Origin of the sequence: Vibrio crassostreae, from assembly GCF_024347415.1 — a bacterium.
Lineage (GTDB): Bacteria > Pseudomonadota > Gammaproteobacteria > Enterobacterales > Vibrionaceae > Vibrio > Vibrio crassostreae.
The window spans coordinates 2,129,186-2,148,709 of record NZ_AP025476.1; the positions used below are offsets into that span (position 1 = coordinate 2,129,186).

Genomic DNA, 19,524 nt, shown 5'->3' on the forward strand with positions numbered 1-19,524 from the left:
GCACTTCTCTGTATGACGTTTGATAAAAGATAGGAATGTCTAAATGAGCCTTGCTGATCAAGTTCTTGCCGTAAATGATGACCTACCAATCCGTACTGACAAACCTGTCCACAGTGGCAAGGTTCGCTCAGTCTACTGGTTAACTGAAGAAGATAGCCAACGACTAATTAAAGAGAAAGGTTACGATGTAGCACCAGATGCGCCTTTAGCAATCATGGTGATCAGTGACCGTATCTCTGCATTTGATTGTATCTGGCGTGGTGAAGGGAATCTGAAAGGTGTTCCAGGTAAGGGAGCAGCTCTAAATGCTATCTCTAACCACTGGTTCAAATTGTTTAAAGACAACGGCCTTGCTGACAGTCATATCCTTGATATCCCTCACCCATTCGTATGGATTGTACAAAAAGCTCGCCCAGTCATGATCGAAGCGATTTGTCGTCAATACATCACAGGCTCTATGTGGCGTGCATACGCGAACGGCGAACGTGAATTCTGTGGTATCGAGATGCCTGAAGGCCTAGAGAAAGACAAGAAGCTACCAGAGCTGCTTATCACGCCTTCTACTAAAGGGATTTTGAAAGGTATTCCTGGCGTTCCAGAAGCTGATGATGTGAACATCACACGTAACAACATCGAAGACAACTTCGCAGCATTCAACTTCACTCAGGCAAGTGACATCGCGCATTACGAGAAGCTGCTAAAAGAAGGCTTCAACGTGATTAGCCAAGCACTGGCGAAAGTAGACCAAACCTTTGTCGACACTAAGTTTGAATTTGGTTACGTCAACGATGCTCAGGGCAAAGAAAAACTTATCTACATGGACGAAGTTGGTACTCCAGATTCATCTCGCATTTGGGATACTCAGGAATACAACAACGGCAACATCGTTGAGAATTCAAAAGAAGGCTTCCGTCAGTTCTTGCTTAACTACTTCCCTGATGCCGACATTCTTTTGAACAAAGAACGCATGCCAGAACGTGAAGCACTAGCTCGTGACAACGAACTGCCTCTTGATTCGCTAATGTCTCTTTCTCGTACTTACCTTGATATCGCGGCGAAAATCACAGGTGCGGAGATCGTACTGAGCGAAAATCCTAAACAAGAGATCATCGATGTACTGCGCGCTGACTATGGTCTAATCGACTAGTCGCTTTATTGCTTAATCGCTTTACCTCAAAATAAAAAGCTAGAAAGCTAATAAGCTCGTAGACACAAGTTTCAGATACTAAAAGGGCCTCAATATTTGAGGCCCTTTTTACGTATGCGTTTTACTATTCCTGAGAGAGATTATAGGCGAACTGAAGTTACAGCCTAATCGTGAACTCTTCTCCAGAATTACCCGCAATCACTAAATGACTGCGCGATTCAATATACTCGATCTGCTCTTCTTCAAGAGAATATGGCATCACCACTTTGAGCTCATTGATCCCTTCCAGCTTCGCGAGCTTGAGTAAGGTCACAATATTCGACTCATCACTTTTACGCGTCGACATTGATTTCAATGCCATCTGCCATAAACGATCTTCAGGGCTTGCTAGCTCTTTAATGCTATCTCGCCAGACGGTACTGAACACTGGCGCAATTGTGGTGAGTGCTTCCAGAAAAGTCCATTTTTTACTGCATGAGGCGCCAAGAAATGTTGTGTAATCGAACTCTACACGCGTCTCTTCCTGTTTATCCATGATGTCCCCCGACACTTTGGCAACACAATATACTCAATATCTATCAACTCTTTCTTTATAGCAATAGGATATAGAAGAATAGTCTTTTATGACCTTTTGATTGGTTAAAAAGGCATATAAAAATCAAACTTGTAACAAAATAAGCACTGAAAAATCATATATGCACCTATTTGATTAATATTTTAGAGATAAAACTTATCCATCTATTTGATATCAATTATTCGGCTCGCTTTTTTGTACTGAATACGCCAGCCTGACCATGTCGGCAGCTCCCAACGTTTTGGCGATAACTTTCGACTACCCGATTGATAGTGAACGTAAATCAGCTTTCTCGCGGGCAAGTATTCTACATCGAGTTGCAAGTCGGCAAGGCTCAATGCAAACGGATATTTTTCCGAAAATTCTGAATAGAGCCAAGTTGGAATGCCATCGAACGGTATGTCTGCGTGGTCAAACATTTCCAATTCGCTGACATCAGTAACCCCTAACACTTCAAGTTGCTCTATAAACCATAGCTCAAAGTTAATGTTCTCAATTTCTGGTGTGTATTGTGTTTGCTCATCGAGACCGAGTTTCACATACAGCTGCCAATGCTTAATCTCTTGAGTGCGAACCTTTGCAAAACCAGGAAGTTGAGCACCACTTACCACGAGATCGACGATAGGCTTTAATGATAGTTGCCCTTCAGCCGCGACAAGCTTGGTTGTAATCGTGCGGCCTGCGTACACCAACGCCATCTCGGTAAAGACGCCATCATCATTCACAACGGTTTCACCTTGCTCCCAATCTCCTAACTCAGCATCAACTATAAGCTCAAGAGGAATAGGTGCAGTGACCGTCGCTAAGGTCAGTGTTTGCTTAACCCCTCTTCCCGGCAAACTGTGGGTGTCTAACACCAACATAGCTTGTGCATTGTCCGGGAAACGGTTCTGGCGACCAAGTACCACCTCTAACACTCCATTAGCAAAGGCCTCTTTCCTTTTCAGCCGGCGCACAAACACCAGTTCAGGATGAAGATCCACAATAGTCTTAAGTAGTTCAATGCGTTGAAAACGTGACGCGACTTCTAGCTGAGGAAGTTCAAATACCTCACGCATTTGCTTAGCTAGACCTTGAGCTTCATTCAGTGCCTGTAGGTTTATCTCTAAATGCGGATATTCGCGACCACGCACAATCTGAATCAACAGGCTTAAATCACACCCTTCCTTCTCTTGTTGCGCCAGTGCTTCTAGATGTTCTGCATTGTTTGATAACTGATATAAGCGAGCAGGAACGGACAACGCCGCAGTGAGATCGACCATCGCTTCTTTGAGTGCTTTGGTTTTAATTCGGGTAACAATATCGGCATACAAGGCGTCAATCGGCAGTGGATACAACTTCTTGCCGTGCTCCATAACTTGACCATCAATATTGATCGCTTCCATCGTCAGCAAGATTTGAGTTGCGCTATTTAGCGACTTCTCAGGAATAGGGTCGAGGAAAGATAAACTATCAAGAGTCGCACCACAACATGCCGCCGCCAACATAGGTTCGGTTAGCTCTTCACGCTGCAATTCAGGAGGCGTAACCAATTCTAACGCAGCGTGTTCGCCATACAAACGAACACAAACGCCGTCCATAACCCTACCCGCACGACCCGCGCGTTGTTTGGCGCTAGCGCGTGATATGGATTTCAACATTAAGGTGGCTCTGCCGTTGCGTTGAACGGTGCGTCTTTCTAATCCTGAATCTATCACCACGCCAATATCAGGAATGGTTAATGAGGTTTCCGCAACGTTTGTAGCAAGGATGACCTTTCTCAAACCATTACCTTCAGTATTAATATTACGACCCGATAACGCTAAATCTCGCTCTTTATCACTCACCGAGGCATGCAATTTAACGACTTGGATATCTGGATTTTTCGCTAAAGCTTGTTCGCATTGCACGATCTCTTTTTTACCCGGCAGAAAAACCAACATATCGCCATGTGAAGCAATCAGTTGATGATTCACTTCTTCCGCGATGCTCTGTTCTAGATGTCGACTATCAGGCAGTGTTCTGGATTCATTCGCTCGGTGCTCAATCTCCACTTGATAAGTACGCCCTTCACAGCTTATGCGATTCGCATCCAAATAATGAGCAAGGCGTTCACCCTCAATGGTTGCTGATGTGATCACTAAACGATGACTCGCTTTTTGTTTCAGAATCGCCACCAGCAAGTCGATATCCCAGCGCCTCTCGTGAAACTCATCCACCACAATTACATCAAAGCCAGCGAGTCCATCTTCTGATAACCAACGCAGCGCGATACCGGGCGTAACAAAAACAACGTCCGTTTGCTCGTTGTATTCCGATTCGAGCTTAATCGCATAGCCCACTTTGCTACCAAGCTTCTCGCCCGATTGTTGTGCGAGATATTTAGCCAGTGAAGTACACGCGATGCGTCTTGGCTCAACCACCAGAACTCGCCCATGTTGGGAAGCCCAAATTGGCAATCGCGTAGATTTACCTGATCCGGTTTCAGCCTCTACTACAAGGTGAGAATTAACGATTTGTTGGTGGAATACATTTTGATAAGCATCGATGGGAAGTAATGACATAAAAAGGGAGCGTCGCGAAAAAGTGTGAGCAAAGTATAACGAATTATCATGTTGAAATTCGACAAGTGTGGGGCAGAGGTAAGAATATCATTTTGTTTGCTCAGATCGTGGAGAAACTATTTACAATTGAATAACTAAACCGTTATCATTTTTCAGTTACCCTTTCTCCCATATTAGGCATCCAATGAACAACGATAAACGCCCTCTATATATCCCTTATGCTGGTCCTGCTCTACTAAGTACCCCTCTTCTAAACAAAGGCAGCGCATTCTCTGCTGAAGAGCGCAGTTCTTTCAACCTTGAAGGTTTGTTACCGGAAACAACCGAAACAATCCAAGAGCAAGTAGGACGTGCATACAAACAATATTGTAACTTCGAAAGTGATATGGATAAGCATATCTACCTTCGTAACATCCAAGACACTAATGAAACGCTTTTTTATCGTTTAGTTCAAAACCACATCTCTGAAATGATGCCTATCATTTACACGCCAACGGTTGGCGCAGCATGTGAGAACTTCTCAAATATTTACCGTCGTGGTCGTGGTCTGTTTATTTCATACCCGAACCGCGATCGTATCGATGATCTACTGAATAATGCGACAAACCACAACGTTAAAGTTATCGTGGTTACGGATGGTGAGCGCATTCTTGGTTTGGGAGACCAAGGCATCGGTGGCATGGGTATTCCAATTGGTAAGCTAGCACTTTACACAGCGTGTGGCGGCATTAGCCCAGCTTACATGCTACCAATCGTGCTCGATGTGGGTACCAACAACCCTCAACGTCTTGCTGACCCAATGTACATGGGCTGGCGTCACCCTCGTATCACAGGTGCTGACTACGATGCATTCGTTGAAGAGTTCATCCAAGCGGTTCAACGCCGTTGGCCTGATGCATTAGTTCAGTTCGAGGATTTCGCACAAAAGAACGCAATGCCACTGCTTGAGCGTTACAAAGATCGCATCTGTTGTTTCAACGATGACATCCAAGGCACAGCAGCCGTAACGGTTGGCTCTCTACTTGCAGCATGTAAAGCAGCAAACAGCAAACTGTCAGATCAGCGTATTACCTTCTTAGGTGCGGGTTCTGCAGGTTGTGGTATTGCTGAAGCTATCATTGCTCAAATGGTGTCTGAAGGTATCAGCGATGCACAAGCTCGCTCTCAAGTTTACATGGTTGACCGTTGGGGTCTGCTACAGGAAGGCATGCAAAACCTACTTGATTTCCAACAGCGTCTTGTTCAAACCAACGAAAACACTAAAGACTGGGAAAGCGACGGCACTGGTTTCTCTCTACTGGACGTTGTTCGCCACGCGAAGCCAACCGTATTGGTTGGTGTATCTGGTGCTCCAGGTCTATTCAGCAAAGAAGTCATCAAAGAGATGAACCTGCACTGTGAACGTCCTATCGTGTTCCCACTGTCTAACCCAACAAGCCGTGTTGAAGCGACACCAAACGACATTATTCGTTGGACTGATGGCCAAGCACTTGTTGCGACAGGTAGCCCATTTGAGCCAGTAGTTCACAATGGCACGACTTACCCAATCGCTCAGTGTAACAACAGCTACATCTTCCCAGGTATTGGCCTTGGTGTATTAGCTGTGAATGCTTCACGCATCACTGACGAAATGCTAATGGAATCAAGCCGTGCACTTGCAACGTGTTCTCCACTAGCAATCAACGGCACAGGCGCTCTACTTCCACCATTAGAAGAAATCCACACGGTATCGAAGAAGATTGCTCTTGCTGTTGGTAAGAAGGCGATTGAACAGGGCGTTGCTCTAGAGATCACTGAAGAAGCACTGCAACAAGCGATTGACCAGCACTTCTGGCAGCCAGTTTACCGTCGTTACAAGCGCACGGCATTCTAATAAAGATCGTTAACTCCTCTTCTAAGAGCCTCTGCCATTGCAGGGGCTTTTTTCTTTACACTGTCTTGTCTTTTTAACTGATTTTTCTCATTTTTATTTGGTATTATCGAGCACTCAAAAATTAATGCTCAGTCAAAGGACCATACCGAGAGTGAAATTTGATTCTCACATTATCCGTAGCTACTTAAATAAAGCTTACAAAAAACTGCAAGGTTTTCTGTTTGGCGCTTTCCTCGTGTTCTTAGTAGGCAGCGCTGCGGTTATTGCGATCGATTATTGGGTTTCATGGCAAGCGGAAGATCGCATCATCTACGATATTGATGAAGTGCCCGAGCTTGAGGTCGCCGTTGTGCTTGGCACGAGCAAATATTTGGGTCGTACACTCAACGATTATTATAAGCACCGAATCGAAGCCGCGATTGAGCTCTTCGACCGTGAAAAAGTCGACCAGTTTCTGTTAAGTGGCGATAACGCTCATCGCTCTTACAATGAGCCGTGGACGATGAAACGCGACTTGTTGAAAGCTGGCGTCCCCGATGAACGTATCAATCTAGATTATGCTGGTTTCAGAACCTTAGACTCGATTGTTCGCGCCAAAAAGATATTCGATACCGATAACTTTCTGATCATCACCCAGAAGTTCCACTGTGAAAGAGCACTATTCATCGCCAATTCTTACGATATTCATGCGCAGTGTTTAGCGGTTTCAGGTCCAACCCACCATTCCGGAACCTCAATACGCTTACGAGAAGTGTTTGCGCGTACAAAAGCATTCCTTGATCTGTATATTATGGGGACAACGCCAAAGTTCCTTGGACCTAAAGAGCCGATTCAACCCAGTCCAAAACCGGAATCATTTCCGATTCCAAACCCTATTACTGACCCCACTATAAACCCTGATGTAGACCCTACAGTAAGCCCGATTGCAGGCCCAACAGAGACCGATGTGTAGAAAACTACACATTTTGAATTTGTTGCCTCACACTTCCCCGTTGTTAAGCAAAAACACACCAACACTCCTTTATTAACTTGAGTAACATTCTTCCAACAAAGTCTGACCCTACATCAAGCTATATACCTCGAAAATAATAAGCACGACTCAACGAAGTAGTGCACCAATAAAACGAGGATAAACAAAAGGAGCGCCTTATGACGGCACTTGTTACTACACTGAAACACTGGTTGTTTACCCGCAACAGCATGATATTAATTGGTAATTTCACGCTATTTGCAGTTTTGCTTAATACCCTGCCATTCGAAGCACAAGTGAATACAGGTTTAAGTATTCTCGTATTCGTTGCCATTCTATGGTTAACAGAAGCGATTCACGTCAGCATCACCGCTTTGCTCGTTCCCCTATTGGCTGTCTTGTTTGGTGTATTCAACACGCCCGCAGCGCTAGCTAACTTTTCGAACCCAATCATCTTCTTATTCATGGGTGGTTTTGCATTGGCAGCCGCACTGAACAAGCAAGAGCTAGACAAAGCAATTGCTGACAAAGTACTGCTGATAGCAAAAGGCAGAATGTCGGTCGCTGTGTTCATGTTGTTCGGTGTGAGTGCGGGTCTATCCATGTGGATCTCAAACACGGCCACCACTGCAATGATGCTTCCTCTTGTTCTTGGCATCATGAACAAAGTCGACCAAAGTGAAGACCGCAACACCTACGTGTTCGTACTGCTGGGTATCGCTTACTGTGCTTCAATCGGTGGTATCGCAACCTTAGTTGGTAGCCCACCAAACGCAATTGCAGCGGCAGAAGTTGGCTTGAGCTTCACAGAGTGGATGGCACTTGGCCTACCAATCTCAATGATCTTACTGCCAATCGCGATGATTATTCTTTACGTGATGACTAAGCCAAAGCTTGACCACAAATTCGAGCTAGACCATGCTCCAGTTGAGTGGACAAACAGCAAGAAAATTACACTGTCTATCTTCCTTTTAACGGTAACGCTTTGGATATTCGGTAAGCCAATCAATGCAATGATCGGTGGCTTCTCGAAGTTTGATAGCTTGGTTGCGATTGGCGCGATTGTATTGCTTGGCGCTTCTAGAGCAGTCGAATGGAAAGATGTTGAGAAGACAACGGATTGGGGCGTATTAATCCTATTCGGTGGCGGTATCTGTTTAAGTAACATTCTGAAAGCAACCGGAACCAGTGTATTCCTAGCACACTCTCTAAGCGGTTTCTTAGAAACAGCAGGCGTACTGCTAACGATTCTAGCGGTAGTAGCGTTCGTCGTATTCCTAACTGAATTCGCAAGTAACACAGCGAGCGCGGCATTGCTTGTCCCTGTATTTGCGACCATTGCTGAAGCGCTGGGTATGTCGCCGGTTATCTTGTCTGCACTGATTGCGGTTGCTGCATCTTGTGCCTTCATGCTGCCAGTAGCAACACCACCTAACGCAATCGTGTTTGGCTCAGGCCACATCAAGCAAAAAGAGATGATGCGAATCGGTATGGTGTTGAACCTAGTTTGTATCCTAGTTCTGACACTGTTCGCTTGGATTTTCTGGTAAGGATAACGCCTTATAGGCCGTGCTCCCCTAGACTGGTTGCAGTTCCCCCGGCTCAACCAGTACAAAAATGCCCGCTCAGCGTGAAGCTTTCTGTTACTTGAAGCTATCACTGAGCGGGCATCCAAAAAAACAATAAAACGCTTTTCCCTTTTGGTGGCTCTTCGCCACCTTTTTTGTATCAGCTCGCCATCAACCTATCATTACCGCTCTAAGACCTGGTTCTCACGCCACACTTGGCACCAAACGCGTCCAACCTAGCAGCAACATCGAAGCACACAATACCCACACTAAGGTCGCTAACGAGAGTGTCGACACCAAATTGTATCGATAACTAAACACATACACAGCGCCAAGATAAGCCGCGTATGGCACAAGCGAAAATAAGCCAAACAAGGCTGTGGTGCGTAACTCCACCATGGTTTGTTCCGTGCCGACAATGTAGTGAGCAATCAGAGCAAAGGTCGGAAACAGCGGCACTAAACCAGAGATGTAGAAGCTCTTACTCTTCGACAACAGCGCAATCAACAAAACCGCCGCTGCACCCAGCAAGCATTTAAAGAACAGGGAAATCATTTTTGTACATTTTCCAAACAAACTAACAAAGGCTCTAGAGGGTAACTCATCTAGCAGCCATAAAAACGCCACACGTCACATATGCACGCGTGGCTTATAAACTAATCAAAACAATTTTCAGATTAGTGACTCAAGATCACCTGATTTCGACCTGAATGCTTCGCTTGATATAAAGCTTCATCAGCGCGAGCAATGGTCTCTGTCACTCGCTCTTGTTTCATCTCAGCGATACCAATACTGCATGTCAGTGGATCGCCATGAACCCAAAGGTGCTGGCTAACTAAGAGTCGGATTTTCTCAGCCTTTCTTTGTGCTTCGCCAAGATCAGTCTCCGGGCAAAAAACAATAAACTCTTCACCACCCCACCTCACCAACTTGTCGGTAGCGCTGATCGAACTGCCGACCACCATGCTAAACTCGCGTAAAATATGGTCACCCATTTGGTGTCCGTATTTGTCATTCACGCTCTTGAAGTAGTCAATATCGAGATACATCATACTAAGCTTTCCATGCCCCTGCTTAACCTGCTGAGACTGCATTTTTAGCCAATCACGAATCGCGTGTCGGTTTAGTATTCCGGTCAACTCATCACGGTGTGCCATTTCAGAGAATTCAAAGTTTTGCTCTCTCAGTGCTCGGTTGACGTTCTTAAGGTGATAGTGTCTTTTTTCGGCAATCAGCATACGCTTTCTTGAACTGTTTAATTCAGAAAGCAAGAACACCGTGCCGGTTCCGACCCAAACAAACAGTAAAATAAGGAACAAGCTCTCGCCTGTGATGTAAGAGCCTTCAAACTCGATGCTACGGATAACGATTCTATGATGGCCAAGCTTCGCACCAGATGCGGTAGCAAACTCAACCATATTCACATTCGAATACTCGGGTGCTGAGTGCTCTAGCGCAATGTCGTTATCAGCTAACCACCATGTCATTACTTGCAGGTTTTTGATCGGAATCTCAATCACACCACCATCAACGCCCGGAGAAAACTCCATCCCGTTGTACTTATGTGTGTACTCGTTATCCGGAACTGAATAAGCAGGGTTATAGTTACGTAGGTAGGTTCTCAAACGGCCGCTTGAGTCAGCCTCAGCATGGTAATCGATGTTCACTCTAAAAGTGTGATACTGGGAAAGGTCAAGACCTGTGGTTATATCTGGATCGATACGAATCGATAAGCCGCAGTAAGGCCAAGGATACTCTGATTCCTTTAGCTCACAGTTAAGAACATATTGGCCATTTTCATAGGATAATTGAGAGGTACTGACACCCCTGTCAACTTGATCGCTGGTCGCGATAAACTCATATTTATCTGGCGTAATTGCCGTTATCACACGATTTCCGCTCACACGGTAATACTGCACAATGGCAAGTGTTGCGATAACTAGAAAGATAACAATCTTATGGATCCACTTCACGTCTAAGCTTCCGGCTTATATCCCTAGAGTTGGGATTTTACGATATAAAATAAGTTACGTGAATTAGTGAGCTTAATACCAATAATTCACTAAAAAACGTTATATCACGCCTGAACAAAATGTCATACTATATTTTTATGCTTACATTTCATGCTGATTATTTACGCCGAGAATCAAGTATTATTGCGTATAAAAATAGGCTCCATTTGTTATACTCATCGCATAATCATCGTTAACCGAACAGGCTGCTTACAGAGCATTCGAGTCGACGAAATAATAATCAAAATACAACGAGTAATGTCATGTCTTTATTAGCGAAAGGAACACTCAAGAAGATGAGTGCTTCCCTTGATGGTGCGGTAACCTACCGTTTGCCTGTAGGCGAAGAGTTTGTAGAACTAAACCCTCTGATTGGTAAAACCATCAACCTCACTCACACGGGCAATATTTTTTGCTGCTCGTGTGGCAAGAAAACCAAGAAGAGCTACTCTCAAGGCCACTGCTTTGTGTGCATGAAAAAGCTAGCCAGCTGCGATATGTGCATCATGAAACCAGAGACTTGCCACTACGATGAAGGCACATGTCGTGAGCCTCAATGGGGTGAAGAGAACTGCATGGTTGATCACTTCGTTTACCTGTCGAACACATCAAGCCTAAAAGTGGGTATCACTCGACATACTCAAATCCCAACTCGCTGGATTGACCAAGGTGCCACTCAAGGCCTACCAATCTTGAAAGTGAAAACACGTCAGATTTCTGGCCTGATTGAAGTTGAGCTAGCAAAACACATTGCCGACAAAACCAACTGGCGCACGTTGCTAAAAGGCGATGGCGACGATATGGAGTTAGTAGAAAAAGCCAAAGAACTATTGCCATTGGTTGAGGATAAAATCCAAGAGATCAGAGCGAAGTTTGGCGACGATGCTATCGAGATCCTAAGTGAGAACATCACTTCACTCAGCTACCCAGTTGAACAGCACCCTGTGAAGATTGTATCGCACAACTTCGATAAGAACCCTGAGGTATCTGGTGTGCTGCAAGGCATTAAAGGCCAATACCTAATCTTAGATACGGGCGTAATTAACATCCGTAAATTTGGCTCTTACGAAGTTGAGGTTTCTGCATAATTTGTAGAACTTGAGCGCTTCTAATTGTTAGCGATCTGTCGCTGATAGCCAAAACGAAAAATGCCCTGAAGATCATTACTTCAGGGCATTTTTAATTAAAAACCTGTGTTACTTATTATCAAGATCTAAAGCGCGACCACATCGCCACACACGCGATTCTTGCCAGCCGCTTTCGCACGATAAAGGGATTGGTCAGTCACATTCACAAGTGCATCGATAGAAACCGTTCCTTCACAAGCTCGGCTATCACTCACACCGATACTCACGCTCACATTAAAGCGAATGTGCTCATCAATCTTAAATTCGGTTTGATTAAACTGCTCTCGGATCTGGTCAGACACTTGACGTGAGACCTGAGGCGACGCATTTGGGATAAACACAATGAACTCTTCACCGCCCCATCGACCCGCGACACCGCCCACAGCCTCAACATTACGCTTGGTAATATCAGCCAATGCGCAAATCACCTCATCCCCGACCATATGCCCGTAGGTATCATTGATCGATTTAAAGTCATCGATATCAAGCAGCATACACACGAGATGAGTATCAGAGACAAGATGCTCCCTTAACCATTCGTAAATCGCTCTTCGGTTAAGCAAGTCGGTCATTTCATCGTAGTTCGCTTGATGAACCAACTGCTTTTCCAACATCACCTTTTGCGTCACATCTTCAAGCACAACCTGAACCGCGGGCTGACCTTTCCATATAATGGCATTGTCGTAAATATTGAAGAATCGATGAACACCGTCGAAGCCAATGTTTTCGACCACCGTGCTGGTCCCCGACAACTCCCCCGACACAATCGCGTGATAATGTTTACTGATACCGTCTGTATTCTGCTGTGGCACCAATCCGAGGATCGAATCCAGCGCTAATACTTGCTCTATGGAAGTGCCACCTTGTAATTTGACCCACGATTGATTGACCATCAACGGTTTAAAATCTCGGTGAACCAAGATTCCCTGCCCTGATTGCATGATCATGTCGTGATACATCTTATCTTGCTCACGCACCACATTTTGCAGCTGAATCGCAGGGGAAAGATCGATAACCGTGACTTGCAGTGCAGGCCTTCCCTGCCACTCCGTCACATGGTCGATAGAAAACACGGTGAACTCTCTGCCATTACGATCAACATTGGTATAGGTATGAACCTGAGGGTCTCGTTGACCACTCACCGTTTCAAGGTAATTTTGATAGGCTAGAACATGGTAATCTTCTGAGATTAAATCTAGAAAGCTATCGATATTAGAAAGTAGTTCTTCGGGCGATTGGTATCCATAGATGCGAGCGTAGTTAGCGTCAACACTAACTACATTCATATCTTGAATAGTTATCACACCGTACGTGGATTCGAAATTTATTGAAGACATTGCCAACTCCGCACTCTCGCTACACTTCATAAACTGGAGCATAACAACACATCCTGCCAACGCTTCCACAGAATCTTTCACGCGTTAGGGACATTAATATGGTATCTAGTATATCGTACTGTTGCGGGCTTCTCTACAATTCAATCGCTAACACGAGTCACCAAAAGTAGACAAGCATCTCAATCTGATTACGCGCGTCAAAAAACAAAAAAAGATAACGTATATCTATGTAAGCATTAACTTTTCTGTTTTCGGCTTTAAAGTGCGTAGCTAGAGTTAATCACGACTCTTTTCAAATCCCGTTCAGTATTAACTTCTGTCTTGTTGGCTGCCAGCTTGAAACCTTGTCGCTTATTCATTCCAATCCGAAAAGTATGCGACTAAGAAGTCGATCGCCAGTCGTGCTCTTTGGGGTAAAAAACGACGGTTTTGGTATACGACCCAACTGCTGGTTCCTGCTCCCCAATATTCTTCAAGCACCGGGACCAGCTTTCCATTAGTCAGACCGCCATTGAAACTGCTTTTAGGAAGATAAACAATCCCAAGTCCCTCTTCACATGCTTTGAGTACTGCGCTCGAATTGTTACTGCGCCAGCGCCCATGTACTCGTACTGCATTTAACGATTTGCCCTCTTTCTCAAATAACCACTGATCACTGTTAGCGATAATACAGCTATGCATTTTCAACTGCTCTGGATGAGTAGGCGAACCAAATTGCTCTATATAGTCTTTACTGGCTGCAGCCGCCATTGGACGATCGACCAACTTTCTTGCCACCAGCCCTGAATCGTCTAATCGACCATAACGAATCGCGAAGTCGATACCATCTTCGATGAAGTTCACCATCTTAGTATTGAAGTTCATTTCGATAGTCAGATCGGGGTGATCTTTGGCAAATTCCATCAGCGCTGTCGCAACATGATTTTCAGCAAACGCACCCGCCGCACTGACACGTAAAGTACCGCTAAGTTGAGTCTGCTGAGAAGTCACTTGTTCGTTCGCTTGCTGAAGCCCTATTACTAAGTCTTTGCACTGTTGATAATAGGTGTGACCCGATTCAGTTAGGCTCACCATACGAGTGGATCGAGCCAGTAAAGCCACACCCACCCGCTCTTCCAACCTTGAAACTTGGCGACTGACATGGCTAGTACTGCAACCCAACTGTTTTGCTGCTGCAGAAAAGCCGTGACACTCGGCTACCGCAACAAACTCATTAATACCTTCAAAGCTGTCCATACTTAATCTACCCGCATCTTATCTTTGCTATATAGCAACAATGTTTTGCCTGTTTAGTATATTATCACCTAATTGGTTTGGAACTAGTATTAGATACAACAAGACGGCGATAGCTAAGTAACAACACGATACCTAGCGCTTAACGAAAAGCGTCAGCATCTAATTACAGGCATCGTTTCTAAATAAAAAAACAGCAGCTCAAAGGGATGAATCATGAAAAAAATACTAATTCCAGTAACTAACCACGCAACACTTGGCGATACAGACCAAGCTAACGGTACTTACGCTCCAGAACTGACTCATGCATTGAAAGAGATCCTTGCCGCTGGTTTTGAGTACGACATCGCTTCTATCAAAGGTGGTAAAGGCCCACTGTACGGAACCGATATTGAAGGTGATTCAGTAAACGCAGAAATCTTGGCTGATGATGACTTCCAGAATCGCATCAACAATACAATTCCTGTAAGCCAAGTTAACGTAGAAAGCTACGATGCTATCTTCTACCCAGGTGGATTCGGCCTACTTTCAGACCTAGCAACCGACGAGCAATTCGCAGCGATTGCCGCTAAGCATTATGAAAATGGCGGTTTGATCGCATCAGTATGTCATGGCCCAGCAGCACTGCTTCCGATTGTCCTGAGCAATGGCGAGAAGCTACTAAGCTCTAAATCGGTGACTGGCTTTACACGTGAAGAAGAGATCGACTTTGGCACCATCAACGACATTCCATTCCTACTGGAAGAGTCTCTTGCTCGTAGCGCAGCACGTTTCAACAAGGTTCAACCTTGGCAAGAGCTTGTGATTGTTGATGAGCGAGTAATTACCGGCCAAAACCCAACAAGTGCTCACGCAGTAGGTGCAGCTCTCGTTAAGCATCTGTCTTAGTTAAATCACGAACTTAATCGAGTAACGGTTTTAGTCTTAGTAACCGTCCTAATAGAATAACTGCCGTTAAACAGATATAAGTTCATGAAACAAAAAGAGCATACTTCCTACTCAATATTATTGAGAGAAGTATGCTCTTTTCTAATTCTGTAGCTATTAAAGTGCTAGTGACTTCTTGATAATTACTTCTGCTAGTGGCTTCGCAAGATCCCTTCAAGCACATTGAACAACAAGTCGATCTCTTCAATCGAGTTGTAATGCATACAACCAATACGCACCACGCCCTGCTCTTCAATACCCAACTGCTTCACCAGCCCTAATGCGTAGAAGTGCCCATTCCACACACAGATATTATGCTCACCCAACTTCTTGGCGATGAACTCTGGAGAATGGTTATCAAAGGTAATCGCAAACGTTGGCGTTCTTAGGTTCGAATCAAACTCGGTTTTCCCATAAAGTTTTGCACCTTCAAGGTCGGCCAAGCGCTTAAGGAAGTACTCACTAAGTTGGCTTTCATGCTTATTATACAGCGCGTAGCTTTGCTCTAAACGAGAACGCAATGAATCTGCTGGATCACCTAGTTGTGCCAAGTAATCCACCGCCGCAATCACACCGGCAAGGCCTTCAAAGCTTTGTGTTCCTGTTTCAAATCGACCTGGCCCAATATTGGTTGCAGGCTCTACCTTGTAAGGTTTTAGAGTATGCAGCCATTGAGGCGCAACATAAGCAATGCCCACATGCGGGCCGAAGAACTTATACGCTGAACACGCTAAGAAATCACAATTCAGTTGCTGAACATCTACCAAGTGATGCGGTGCGTAATGCACGGCATCGACATAAACCTGCGCACCATGCTGATGTGCAAGTTCGATAACTTTCGCCATGTCGACAATCGAGCCTGTGGTGTTCGAAGCAAAAGTCACCGCGACAAGCTTGGTTTTCTCGTTAAGCAGCGACTCAAAATGCGCCATATCCAAACTGCAATCCGACTCGTCTACACGAACTTGGCGAACAATCGCGCCTTTGTCGTCTGCCGCTTGCTGCCAGCTCGATACATTTGAGTAATGGTCTAACGCAGTGACGATAACTTCATCGCCCTCTTTCCAATCGCGGCTGATCGCTCGGCTCAGTTGGAAGGTCAACGATGTCATGTTCGCACCGAACACAACGTTGCCAGAAGACTCCGCATTGAGTAGTGCTTGCGCCGCTTCTCGCGCTTGCTGCATTAAGCTCGTGGTCTTTTGGCTAGAAAAGTAGTGACCGCCTAGGTTTGAATTGAAATGCCCTAGGTATTCGGTCATCGAGGCTAAAACATTTTCAGGCACTTGAGATCCACCCGGCCCATCAAAAAAGGTCACAGGCTTGCCGTTATGATATTGGCCTAAAGCACTAAACTGTTGGCGTACATCATTAAGAGTGAAGGACATTGCGCGCATCCTTAGCCGTTAGAACAAACACATCCATATAGCCCATCTCATCGTGGTCTATAGTACGAATCGGTTGGGCATTGTGCCAAAGCTTACTGTCTGCCAGCATCGCAACCTCGCCATCGCCTAACACCTTTCTAAAGAATGGTGCTTCATGTGAGTCTTGGTACAACATGATTTCACCACCCACAATGTTATGTCGGTTCACACCGATCAAAGCGATATGGTCAAAACCATCTTGGTGAACACCTTCTGGCGCAACTTGTGTTTCTTCAAAAATAGCGGCAATACGGATTTGATGGATTTCGATTTCTTGCCCGTCTTCAAGTCCGTTAGTTTCAATAAACAGTTCACACATTTCTTGCATGCCTTCACTGCTTAGAATATTCGCTTCAATCGGCTCGAACTGACGAACAATGTCACCTTGAAAGTGATTAATGTTTTCAGACTGAACAAAGTTATGTTTGTCTTGCTCAACGACTTGTCCATTACTGAATTGAACCACCGAGTACCTTCTCAATCGAAACTGGCCATCCGCATGCTCTGTGCTTGGTAGCTTAGAGAATGATGGTGACAACTCCTCAACCGCGTGGTTACTGAGGTGGGTAATATGTAGGGTATTTTCGTGAGCATGTAACATCATCGACTCCTTAATGATTGTTAATTTACTTTCGATATTTAACGTTTTGTTTACATAAAGGATACTTGAAGATCTTGTCAAATCAACATTAAACAATCATTTATCCCGTCAGATTTAATAATTCAGACACTAAATCCAACTTGAAAATAAAAAGCAGTGTATAACACCAGAATAAAAGATGACCAACTCTTAAAACTAGCACACTCCACTAGCTAGTTATAAATCCCTACAAATTTAAATTTAACGATATTATAAACTAGCAAGCTAGGTTTCATATTGTGTCAGCCCTTTCACTTCAATACGTCAGCCTCCTTGCATGAGTTCAGCCCTCACTCTCGCCATCATTCATTTCTATGCTTTTGCACAGCAAAATACGACCTACCTATCAGTTGCCAAGCTATTGATTATTTACACAACAAACTGAAATTGGTTAATTTATGAGTACGCCAGAATCCACACGCCTTTGCTTGCGCGTCTGGAACAGGTCGAGTTCGGGGGGAACTCGGCCGCCCCAAATGGCTTACTTTCTTTCACGCAACTGTTTCTCTTAACTTTCAATAACGAAAATACACAGTTTTAAACGGTGCACACCTAATACGAATTGACGATCTGGTTTATGTGAAGAATTTGAAATGGGGCATTGAGAAAGGACTTTACTTAGTGGTTGATGCAACTAAGAGCATGAAGCGTTTGATATCGATCATAACAACGGACGCAACTTCAAAATCATCGGCAAGTATTCGTCAATGTGTGGTGTTCTTCGCTAGCACGTTTATGCTGTTTGCTGTAAATCCCTGTGTAGTATCACGGGGTAGATTCGACCTAACTATCAGGCTCTCTGAACAATCTCACTTTACAATACAACGTAAGGTTTTTCATTTACTCAGTTGTACGATATGTCTCTTTTGGTTTAAAATAGAGTCAAAATAGTCCTAACCTATGCGTCGTACTCTACTGGGAAAGTTTAGTGCGCTTGGTATTTAAAGGCGGCTTATTTGAATTAGTCATCTCTATGAGATTTTTAAAACTACAACGCTATGGATAAAATAGTACAAAATGAAGAATGGTTTTATATATCCTTTGTTCGATTCATTAATTAGGCTTTTTTACTACTGTAACTTAGTTGAATTTTTCAAGTTTATTGCAAAGCTGTGCCATGGCATTTGCAAACAAACCCCATTAACTGATTCAGAGAAAATTCATTGCTGCAATATTGCAATCGACATTTATCAACTATTTAAATGGGTCGTGCTACTTGGACTATGGAAGCTAGACGTAAATTCAGATCTTGCACTTTTCTTTACTTATTATTTACTTTCTTCCAACCTTTTTACTTATTTTTACTACCATGTTTGGGGAAGTAAATTTAGTCAAAGAACAAATCGCGAAGCATTGAATCGAAAATTTTTAAATGCATTATTAGCAGTTAGCTATTATTTAGCTTGCTATGCATACCTCTACCAAGTTCATTTCAGTTGCGAGATAAGCTGGCCAGACAATCTTATAGACTCCACAAACGCGGTATACCTAAGCATTGCAAATGCTTTTACTCTAACTTATGGCGGTTTTTCTCCCTTGACTCAAGAAATCCGAGTGGTTTTCTTAAGCCAACTAATTAACACGTTCCTTTTCTTCACCATTATCATTTCCAATTCAATCCCAAATCACGCTGGTAAGGACGAACAATGAGCTACAAAAATAAAACATATGTAATGTTCGATGCTGACTCTGATATTGCTACCTATCGTCTAATGACCGCATGGAAAGCTAATAAGAATATCGATTTCGATTTCCATAATGCACATGAGTTAAACAACTTGAGGCGCACCGCATCAGAAATTACGATAAAAAGAAAGTTAAGGGAACGACTTAACAACACAAAACAAGCAGTTTTATTAGTTGGTAATCATACTAAGAACCTATATAAGTTTGTTCGATGGGAAATTGAAGTTGCGATCGAACTAGACATTCCAATTGTCGCGGTCAACCTTTGTAACTCTAATTCTGACACTAAAAATACTCCTCCAATTCTTAGAGACCGAGCTTACTTTGTTTCTATTCCTTTTGAGATGAAAAAAATAAAATACGCATTAGATAATTTCCCAAGTGAATATCACCGTAAGAAATCTAATGCACCAGACTCTAGACACTACAATTGGTCAAATGTTAATTTTTAGTTACATCT

General features: G+C 44.0%; 15 protein-coding genes. 7 read left to right on the forward strand and 8 right to left on the reverse strand.

Annotated features, from left to right (window positions below):
* Positions 1 to 43 precede the first annotated feature (43 nt).
* Positions 44 to 1,147: a phosphoribosylaminoimidazolesuccinocarboxamide synthase gene (locus tag OC193_RS09515; protein ID WP_017055177.1), complete on the forward strand. Its 1,104-nt coding sequence runs from the start codon at positions 44 to 46 to the stop codon at positions 1,145 to 1,147.
* Between the two features lie 157 nt (positions 1,148 to 1,304).
* Here OC193_RS09515 and OC193_RS09520 read toward each other — a convergent pair whose 3' ends face one another.
* Positions 1,305 to 1,682 (reverse strand): hypothetical protein, encoded by a 378-nt coding sequence (locus OC193_RS09520; protein ID WP_019821854.1) that lies wholly within the window; start codon positions 1,680 to 1,682, stop codon positions 1,305 to 1,307.
* A 203-nt stretch (positions 1,683 to 1,885) separates the two neighbouring features.
* Positions 1,886 to 4,264 carry a helicase-related protein gene (locus OC193_RS09525; protein WP_048663601.1) on the reverse strand — a complete coding sequence of 793 codons (2,379 nt, stop codon included), beginning with the start codon at positions 4,262 to 4,264 and terminating at the stop codon, positions 1,886 to 1,888.
* 184 nt (positions 4,265 to 4,448) lie between these two features.
* Between OC193_RS09525 and OC193_RS09530 the strand changes: the two genes are divergently transcribed.
* From OC193_RS09530 to OC193_RS09540, 3 genes are all read left to right on the forward strand, one after another.
* Positions 4,449 to 6,137 carry an NAD-dependent malic enzyme gene (locus OC193_RS09530; RefSeq protein WP_019821850.1) on the forward strand — a complete coding sequence of 563 codons (1,689 nt, stop codon included), beginning with the start codon at positions 4,449 to 4,451 and terminating at the stop codon, positions 6,135 to 6,137.
* 151 nt (positions 6,138 to 6,288) lie between these two features.
* On the forward strand, positions 6,289 to 7,089 hold the full coding sequence (locus OC193_RS09535) for a SanA/YdcF family protein (protein WP_048663602.1): 801 nt from the start codon (positions 6,289 to 6,291) through the stop codon (positions 7,087 to 7,089).
* Between the two features lie 197 nt (positions 7,090 to 7,286).
* A complete protein-coding gene (locus OC193_RS09540) occupies positions 7,287 to 8,657 on the forward strand; it encodes an SLC13 family permease (protein WP_048607137.1) in 1,371 nt (456 codons plus the stop codon).
* Between the two features lie 222 nt (positions 8,658 to 8,879).
* On the opposite strand, the gene OC193_RS09545 is transcribed toward OC193_RS09540, so the two are convergent.
* On the reverse strand, positions 8,880 to 9,230 hold the full coding sequence (locus OC193_RS09545; RefSeq protein ID WP_048663603.1) for a GlpM family protein: 351 nt from the start codon (positions 9,228 to 9,230) through the stop codon (positions 8,880 to 8,882).
* Between the two features lie 122 nt (positions 9,231 to 9,352).
* Positions 9,353 to 10,648, reverse strand: a complete 1,296-nt coding sequence (locus OC193_RS09550; protein WP_048663604.1) for a GGDEF domain-containing protein — start codon at positions 10,646 to 10,648, stop codon at positions 9,353 to 9,355.
* 302 nt (positions 10,649 to 10,950) lie between these two features.
* On the opposite strand from OC193_RS09550, the gene OC193_RS09555 reads away from it, so the two are divergent.
* Positions 10,951 to 11,775, forward strand: a complete 825-nt coding sequence (locus OC193_RS09555) for a DUF2797 domain-containing protein (protein WP_029235797.1) — start codon at positions 10,951 to 10,953, stop codon at positions 11,773 to 11,775.
* 125 nt (positions 11,776 to 11,900) lie between these two features.
* Here OC193_RS09555 and OC193_RS09560 read toward each other — a convergent pair whose 3' ends face one another.
* Positions 11,901 to 13,100, reverse strand: a complete 1,200-nt coding sequence (locus OC193_RS09560) for a sensor domain-containing diguanylate cyclase (protein ID WP_048663664.1) — start codon at positions 13,098 to 13,100, stop codon at positions 11,901 to 11,903.
* A gap of 402 nt (positions 13,101 to 13,502) precedes the next feature.
* Positions 13,503 to 14,387: a LysR family transcriptional regulator gene (locus OC193_RS09565; protein ID WP_048659549.1), complete on the reverse strand. Its 885-nt coding sequence runs from the start codon at positions 14,385 to 14,387 to the stop codon at positions 13,503 to 13,505.
* A 213-nt stretch (positions 14,388 to 14,600) separates the two neighbouring features.
* Between OC193_RS09565 and OC193_RS09570 the strand changes: the two genes are divergently transcribed.
* Complete coding sequence (locus OC193_RS09570; protein ID WP_048663605.1) at positions 14,601 to 15,272, forward strand: type 1 glutamine amidotransferase domain-containing protein; 672 nt, start codon at positions 14,601 to 14,603, stop codon at positions 15,270 to 15,272.
* A gap of 191 nt (positions 15,273 to 15,463) precedes the next feature.
* On the opposite strand, the gene OC193_RS09575 is transcribed toward OC193_RS09570, so the two are convergent.
* Positions 15,464 to 16,699, reverse strand: coding sequence for a cysteine desulfurase-like protein (locus OC193_RS09575; RefSeq protein WP_048663606.1), 1,236 nt, complete (start codon positions 16,697 to 16,699; stop codon positions 15,464 to 15,466).
* Positions 16,683 to 17,339, reverse strand: a complete 657-nt coding sequence (locus OC193_RS09580; protein WP_048663607.1) for a 2OG-Fe dioxygenase family protein — start codon at positions 17,337 to 17,339, stop codon at positions 16,683 to 16,685. The genes OC193_RS09575 and OC193_RS09580 overlap by 17 nt, the downstream gene beginning before the upstream one ends.
* Before the next feature lie 1,685 nt (positions 17,340 to 19,024).
* Between OC193_RS09580 and OC193_RS09585 the strand changes: the two genes are divergently transcribed.
* Entirely contained in the window at positions 19,025 to 19,516 is a 492-nt protein-coding gene (locus tag OC193_RS09585) for a TIR domain-containing protein (RefSeq protein ID WP_048663609.1), read from the forward strand.
* The last annotated feature ends 8 nt before the right edge of the window (positions 19,517 to 19,524 follow it).

What these genes read in the sequence shown, in the direction of transcription:
- OC193_RS09515 (WP_017055177.1), top strand. Translation starts at nt 44, where the DNA reads ATGAGCCTTGCTGATCAAGTTCTTGCCGTAAATGATGACCTACCAATC.
- OC193_RS09520 (WP_019821854.1), bottom strand. Translation starts at nt 1,682, where the DNA reads ATGGATAAACAGGAAGAGACGCGTGTAGAGTTCGATTACACAACATTT.
- OC193_RS09525 (WP_048663601.1), bottom strand. Translation starts at nt 4,264, where the DNA reads ATGTCATTACTTCCCATCGATGCTTATCAAAATGTATTCCACCAACAA.
- OC193_RS09530 (WP_019821850.1), top strand. Translation starts at nt 4,449, where the DNA reads ATGAACAACGATAAACGCCCTCTATATATCCCTTATGCTGGTCCTGCT.
- OC193_RS09540 (WP_048607137.1), top strand. Translation starts at nt 7,287, where the DNA reads ATGACGGCACTTGTTACTACACTGAAACACTGGTTGTTTACCCGCAAC.
- OC193_RS09545 (WP_048663603.1), bottom strand. Translation starts at nt 9,230, where the DNA reads ATGATTTCCCTGTTCTTTAAATGCTTGCTGGGTGCAGCGGCGGTTTTG.
- OC193_RS09555 (WP_029235797.1), top strand. Translation starts at nt 10,951, where the DNA reads ATGTCTTTATTAGCGAAAGGAACACTCAAGAAGATGAGTGCTTCCCTT.
- OC193_RS09560 (WP_048663664.1), bottom strand. Translation starts at nt 13,100, where the DNA reads ATGAATGTAGTTAGTGTTGACGCTAACTACGCTCGCATCTATGGATAC.
- OC193_RS09565 (WP_048659549.1), bottom strand. Translation starts at nt 14,387, where the DNA reads ATGGACAGCTTTGAAGGTATTAATGAGTTTGTTGCGGTAGCCGAGTGT.
- OC193_RS09570 (WP_048663605.1), top strand. Translation starts at nt 14,601, where the DNA reads ATGAAAAAAATACTAATTCCAGTAACTAACCACGCAACACTTGGCGAT.
- OC193_RS09575 (WP_048663606.1), bottom strand. Translation starts at nt 16,699, where the DNA reads ATGTCCTTCACTCTTAATGATGTACGCCAACAGTTTAGTGCTTTAGGC.
- OC193_RS09580 (WP_048663607.1), bottom strand. Translation starts at nt 17,339, where the DNA reads ATGTTACATGCTCACGAAAATACCCTACATATTACCCACCTCAGTAAC.
- OC193_RS09585 (WP_048663609.1), top strand. Translation starts at nt 19,025, where the DNA reads ATGAGCTACAAAAATAAAACATATGTAATGTTCGATGCTGACTCTGAT.